At 70.4% G+C, this 5365-nt stretch carries 6 protein-coding genes, 1 pseudogene and 1 riboswitch; of the genes and pseudogenes, 3 read left to right on the top strand and 4 right to left on the bottom strand.

What is annotated here, in order from left to right; genetic code table 11:
- Positions 1 to 917: aminodeoxychorismate lyase (locus tag AC1DHD_RS14060; protein WP_476880303.1), on the top strand; the 917-nt coding region annotated here is incomplete at its 5' end.
- A gap of 17 nt (positions 918 to 934) precedes the next feature.
- Here the strand turns inward: AC1DHD_RS14060 and AC1DHD_RS14055 are convergent.
- The 4 genes and pseudogenes from AC1DHD_RS14055 to AC1DHD_RS14040 form a co-directional block, all read right to left on the bottom strand.
- The gene (locus AC1DHD_RS14055; protein ID WP_476880305.1) at positions 935 to 1696 is read right to left on the bottom strand and encodes a hypothetical protein; all 762 of its coding nucleotides are present in this window, start codon (positions 1694 to 1696) and stop codon (positions 935 to 937) included.
- Between the two features lie 167 nt (positions 1697 to 1863).
- Positions 1864 to 2370, bottom strand: a complete 507-nt coding sequence (locus AC1DHD_RS14050; RefSeq protein ID WP_476880304.1) for a glycosyltransferase family 2 protein — start codon at positions 2368 to 2370, stop codon at positions 1864 to 1866.
- 67 nt (positions 2371 to 2437) lie between these two features.
- Positions 2438 to 3160: pseudogene (locus tag AC1DHD_RS14045) on the bottom strand (glycosyltransferase family 2 protein); the annotation flags it as partial.
- Positions 3147 to 4085 carry an ATP-grasp domain-containing protein gene (locus tag AC1DHD_RS14040; RefSeq protein ID WP_476880302.1) on the bottom strand — a complete coding sequence of 313 codons (939 nt, stop codon included), beginning with the start codon at positions 4083 to 4085 and terminating at the stop codon, positions 3147 to 3149. The gene AC1DHD_RS14040 and the pseudogene AC1DHD_RS14045, both read right to left, overlap by 14 nt.
- Before the next feature lie 467 nt (positions 4086 to 4552).
- Positions 4553 to 4667: riboswitch (SAM riboswitch) on the top strand.
- 14 nt (positions 4668 to 4681) lie between these two features.
- Here AC1DHD_RS14040 and AC1DHD_RS14035 point away from each other — a divergent pair.
- Together AC1DHD_RS14035 and AC1DHD_RS14030 are read left to right on the top strand one after the other, a co-directional pair.
- Positions 4682 to 5017, top strand: coding sequence for a DUF1737 domain-containing protein (locus tag AC1DHD_RS14035; protein WP_476880301.1), 336 nt, complete (start codon positions 4682 to 4684; stop codon positions 5015 to 5017).
- A partial coding sequence (locus AC1DHD_RS14030) for a rhodanese-like domain-containing protein (RefSeq protein ID WP_476880300.1) occupies positions 5014 to 5365 on the top strand: 352 nt, incomplete at its 3' end. The genes AC1DHD_RS14035 and AC1DHD_RS14030, both read left to right, overlap by 4 nt.

The following is a 5365-nucleotide window of genomic DNA, read 5'->3' as shown; positions in this document are numbered from 1 at the left end:
GCACCGTGCTGGTGTTCCTCGACCCCGCCTTTGAGCACGGCCGCGTCGCCGATGCGTCCCGCCCGCAGCTGATGGCCACGGACCAGGGCGCCACCCGCGGCGACGGCGTCTTCGAGTCGCTGCTGGTGGTGGGCGGACGCCCGCGGAAGCTGCAGGCCCACCTGACCAGGCTGGCCGGCTCCGCCCGGTCGCTGGAGCTTCATATCCCCGCCGAGGACACCTGGCGCCGGGCGATTGACACGGCCATCAGCGAGTTCCGCGGCAGCGCGGGCGGCGACGACGACGAGGTGGTGGTCAAGCTCCTGGCCACCCGCGKGGTCGAGGGCGCGGCCCAACCGACCTGCTGGGTGCAGGCGTCCCCGCCCCCGGCGGCCGGCCGGCGGCAGCGCGAGACCGGCATCGACGTCGTACTGCTGGACCGCGGCTACGACAGCGAAGTGGGCGAACGCGCCCCCTGGCTGCTGCTGGGCGCCAAGACGCTGTCCTACGCCGTCAACATGGCGGCGCTGCGCTACGCGCTCCACCAGGGCGCGGACGATGTCATCTTTACGTCCGCCGACGGCCGGGTCCTGGAGGGCCCGACGTCGACGGTGTTGCTGGCGCACCTGGAAACCATTGACGACGGCGCGGGCGGGGTCCGCACCGTGCGGCGGCTGATCACGCCGCAGCTGGACAGCGGAATCCTTCCCGGTACCTCGCAGGGCGCCCTGTTCACCGCGGCCAAGGCTGCCGGCTGGGAACTGGGCTACGGCCCGCTGGTCCCGGCCGACCTCTACGACGCCGACGCCGTCTGGCTGATCTCGAGCATCCGGCTCCTGGCCCCCGTGAACCACATCGATGGCAAGGAAATCGGCACGGCGGGGCTGCGCGCCCAGCTCACGGCCGAGCTCAACGAACTCTTCGCCACCATCGAGTAGGACGCCGCGGGGCGTTGTTAGCCCTGGCTGGCGAAGACCTCATTGACCATCCGCGCCAGGTCGGCCGCCGCGGCCTTCGTGACGCCCGGGCCGGTGGCGACGGCAGTCGCGGCGAGTCCGCCACGGACACCCATCACCACAACCGTGCTGATGGTCATGTTGTTCGGCAGGTTCTGGGTCATCATGGCGGAGTAGGACTTCTCCGCTTTCGTTTCCACGGGCAGGACCACGGTTTTGTTGGTGACCTTCTGGCCCTGGATTTCCATGGTGAAGTCGGAGCACTTGTTGCTGTTGACGGCGGATTCGTCGAGGTTCTTGGCCAGGACTGCCGGGTCCTTGAAGGCCACGAGGGTTACCGCCGTGGCAGCTTGGACCTTGGCGGCCTGGGACGTGCCGCTGGCGTAGGTGCTGCCGGCGGGGATCTGGGCGTTGCTGTCCGCCACGGCCGCACACGCCGCGGGAGTGATCTTGACCGCCTTCATCATCTCCTTCGACGCCGTGATGCCCTGGTCCAGCTGCGAGGCGGGGATGGCGGTCAGGCGCTTGCCCTCGGCATCTTTGAGGCCGGCGATGATTGCCGCCAGGTCACCCCGGGTGTACGTCTTGGCTTCGGCTGTCGGCGTCGGGGTTGGGGTCTGGCTCGCGGCCACGGATGCGCCCTGCGATCCCGTAGCGGGGGCGCCGCCTGTCGATGCCGGGGCCGTGGAGCCGCCGCATCCGGCGAGCGCGAGGGCTGCCGAAATCAAGAGTGTGGCCGGCGCGATGCGTCGCAGGTTCATGAGGATCCCCAATTCGGTGAGAGTGAGCGGCGGTTCGCCGGCAGAGGACCGGCCCGCAGGTGCGATACCGGGAGCATACGACATGCAGCCGGCAGGGCCTAGCACCGGCGCGAAATCAGCCTCCGGCAGCCCGCGGCGTCCGCCGGAAGCCATAACCGGGGCAGGCCTCACGCCGTGATGCTTGCCCGCGGTCCGGCGGCAGGCGTGCTGGCCGCCCCGGTCCGGGGGACCTTGTTGCGGCGGACCCTCTTGCCGCGGGCTTCCTGGCCGACGGCGGCCACCATGGCGAGGGCGGTAAACACGGGGTACAGGGCAACCAGCGGCAGGGCCCAAATGTGCCGCAGGTCCCGCCAGGCCCGGTTGAGTGCCAGCCCGGACAGGGTCAGGACCACCGTCACGGCCAGCCCCAGCCAGCCGATCAGCGCCCAGCCCTCGGCACTGAGCGGACTCCGCCCCGCCGCCAGCAGCAGGGCCAGGTCCGCCAGCAGGACGATCTGCAGCACGGGGGCCGCCACCACGGTCATGGCGCTGGACATAACGCAGGCACCGAAGAAGCCTTTGCGGGGGTGGCCGGTCAGATCCTTGTGCACCCTTATGGTCTGCAGCAGCCCGCGGGCGCGGCGGACCCGGTGGCGCCAGAGGGCACCGATGGTGGAGGGCGGCTCCGTGTGCACCAGGGCGCTGGGGGGCGAAACCCACCCGGTACCCGGCACGGCGGACCCGCCAGGTCAGCTCCAACACCTCAGCCATGGTGTCCCCACGGAACAGGCCGATTTCCTCAATGACCGAACGGCGGACGGCCCCGATGTTCCCGCAGACCGCGGGCAGGCAGCCGACCACGGCGACGGCTCGCCGGGCCATGCCGGTGCCGACCTGGCTGACGAATGCCAGCCTCCGGGTCTGGGCCCGGTTCAGGTTGATGGGCCGGTCAGCGCCGCAGACGGCCCCGGTCTTCTTGTCTGGGAAGCCCTGCAGCATCCTTTTGACGGTATCGCGGGTGAATATCCCGTCCGCGTCCGCGAACATCAGCACGTCCCCGGTGGCCCGCCCCAGCCCCAGGTTCAGGGCCGCCGCCTTCCCGGCGTTGGCCTGGCTCAGCACCGTAATCCGGGGATCGGCGGCGGCCAGCCCCCGCATCAGTTCGGCAGTGTTGTCGGTGGAGCCGTCGTCCACCAGCACCACCTCGTACCGGTCGTAGCGGGTCAGCTGGATGGACCGGACGCAATTCTCAATGACCGTTGCCGCGTTGAAGGCGGGGACAATGACGGACACGGTGGGCCATTCATCGAACAAGGTCGGCGCGCCCTTGCGGTGGCGCTGCACCGCGAGCACCTCAAAGCAGAGCGCCAGTAGCAGCACCAGTAGCTTCACCAGCCCGAGCACCAGGAGGGGCAGGCCTAGAACCGGCAGGAGCAGGTCCGCGGCAGGTAGAACCGCGGCCAGGGCCGTTTCACACCAGGACATCCGCGTACGCTCCGGTGCTTTGGCGGAATGACGCCGGGTTGAACGAGGGCAGGTTGAAGGACGCCAGGACTGCGTCAAGCAACTCCGGTGCGTGGCCGCTGTGGGCGCCGAACCGGGCGCTCACGTCCAGGACCACGGGAGTCCCGTCCGCGCGTCGGCGTACGTCGACCTCCATCGGGCCGGTCAGCCCCAACATGCGGACCGCAGCCATGGCAACATTGCCCACGTCAATGTCCTTCCCCGCCTCGACCCGGCGGGCGCTCACGCCCCCACAGCCCTGGGCCGGCTCCGCTTTTTCCTCCACGACGACGAACGGTGCGGCAGTGTTGTGCGCCGGCATCCCGAACACCATGGGGCCGTATTCGGTGCCGGGGATATATTCCTGCACGATCTGGCCCTCCGGCAGCCGGTGCCAGTCCACCTGGGCACTGCCGTCAACCACCAGGACCCCGCGTCCGCCGCCGGAGACCCGGGGCCAGACCACCACGGGTCCGCCCAGCGCGTCCATGGCGGCGGCGGCGCCGGCGAAGTCCCGCGGAACCCCGAAGCGGGGCACGGGAACGCCGGCGGCCTTAAGCTGCGTGGCGGTGTAGAGCTTGTCGTTGGCGATGGCCGCGGGCCCGGGGCTGCCGACGATAACGCGGACCTCCGGACCGAAGCCGGCCCGGAACGCCGCCAACTGCGGGAGTTCCTCGCTCACCGTGGGGATGATCAGGTTGACGCCCTCGGTGGCCACCAGCCGGCGGAGGGCCGAGACCATCTCCGGGTCACGCGCCTCGGGGACACGGACCACGGTGATTCCCGCGCCGGGCGGGAGCTCGCGGATGTCGGTGCCCAGGACGGGGATCCCGCGGGCCTTCAACTGCGCCGCGATGGCCCTGCCTGCGCGGCCGCCGGCGCCGGTGACCAGCACCCGGGGCTTCACTGCTTGTCCGTTCCGGAGCTCAGGAGACGGCCGGGTTCGTGGGCGCCGGCCACCGGACGCCACAGGAAAACGTAAATCGAGACCATGACAATCCAATTCCTTCGTTGAAGTTCCGGCGGCCCCTCCAGAGCATCGCCGGGCAAATTGGCGGATCAGCAACCCCGTCCGGCCAGCACCGGACTCTGGAGTGGGATTGCGCTTGCCCTGGCCCCCTGACGCCCCCGCACTTCCCGTTCCGGGACCCCTGGACTAGCTCTCCCAGTAAAGGTGAGGCCGCTATCGGATATCCCGAGTAGGGACTACCCGATTCGGCGCCGGGGCCGTGGGCCGGCCTTGCAGGTAGTACTTAGGGATAGCTCCGGGAGTACCCGGCGGCGCGGCGTGCGGTCCGCCGGGACTCGTGCCTCGTGACTCAACATGACGGCCCCGCCGCGGCGGGCGCCACGGTTGGTGCTACGTTTTTGGGGAGTAATGAGACCCGGCGCCAAGCCCTGACTTGCCGGTCGGCAACCCTCCCTTTCGCGGCGGGGTGCCTCAGGTGAATACTCGGCATATCGACCACTCGAGCTGCAAGCGTGAAAGTAAGGAGATCCGTCATGCCCGACGCATCCGTCCCCTCAGTGCCCGCCACTGAGCCCGCACCGTCCCCCGCCGCCTCTGGCCAGGCCGCGGAAGAAAAGCTGGCCTACCGGCTCTTCACCRGCCCCGACGACCGCAGCTTCTGCGAGCGCGTGTCCGCCGCCTTAGCCGAGGGGTACGTGCTGCACGGCAGCCCCTCCGCAACGTTCAACGGCAGCACCGTCATCGTGGCGCAGGCCGTCGTCCTGCCGGCCGCGATCGCAAGCGCCGACGCCGCCGTGGCCAGCGCCGTCGATGACCTCGACGGCGCCGACCTGTCCGGGGCCGACTTTGCCGGCGAGGGGCACGCATGAGCTACGCCGGAGACCTGAGCCCGCAGGACGCCTGGGCCAAGCTGGAGGCGGGCGCCGTGCTGGTGGACGTCCGCACCGAAGGAGAGTGGTCCCGGATCGGCATCCCGGTCACGGCGCCCGGCACCGGCAGGGAGCCGCTCTTTGTGCAGTGGACCCTGGCGGGCGGCGCTCCGAACCCGCAGTTCCTGGACCAGCTGCAGGGCCAGGCGCCGGCGGCCGGGACCGCCGAGTTGGTCTTCCTGTGCCGTTCCGGCGCCCGCTCCATCGCCGCGGCAACGGCGGCCGCCGCGGCCGGTTTCACTGCCTACAACGTCTTGGAGGGCTTCGAGGGCGAACCCGGCCCGACCG

This window comes from Arthrobacter sp. 05L45_2 (assembly GCF_056397525.1).
Note: the sequence above shows the minus strand (reverse complement) of the source record. Positions and strands in the feature narration are given on the sequence as shown.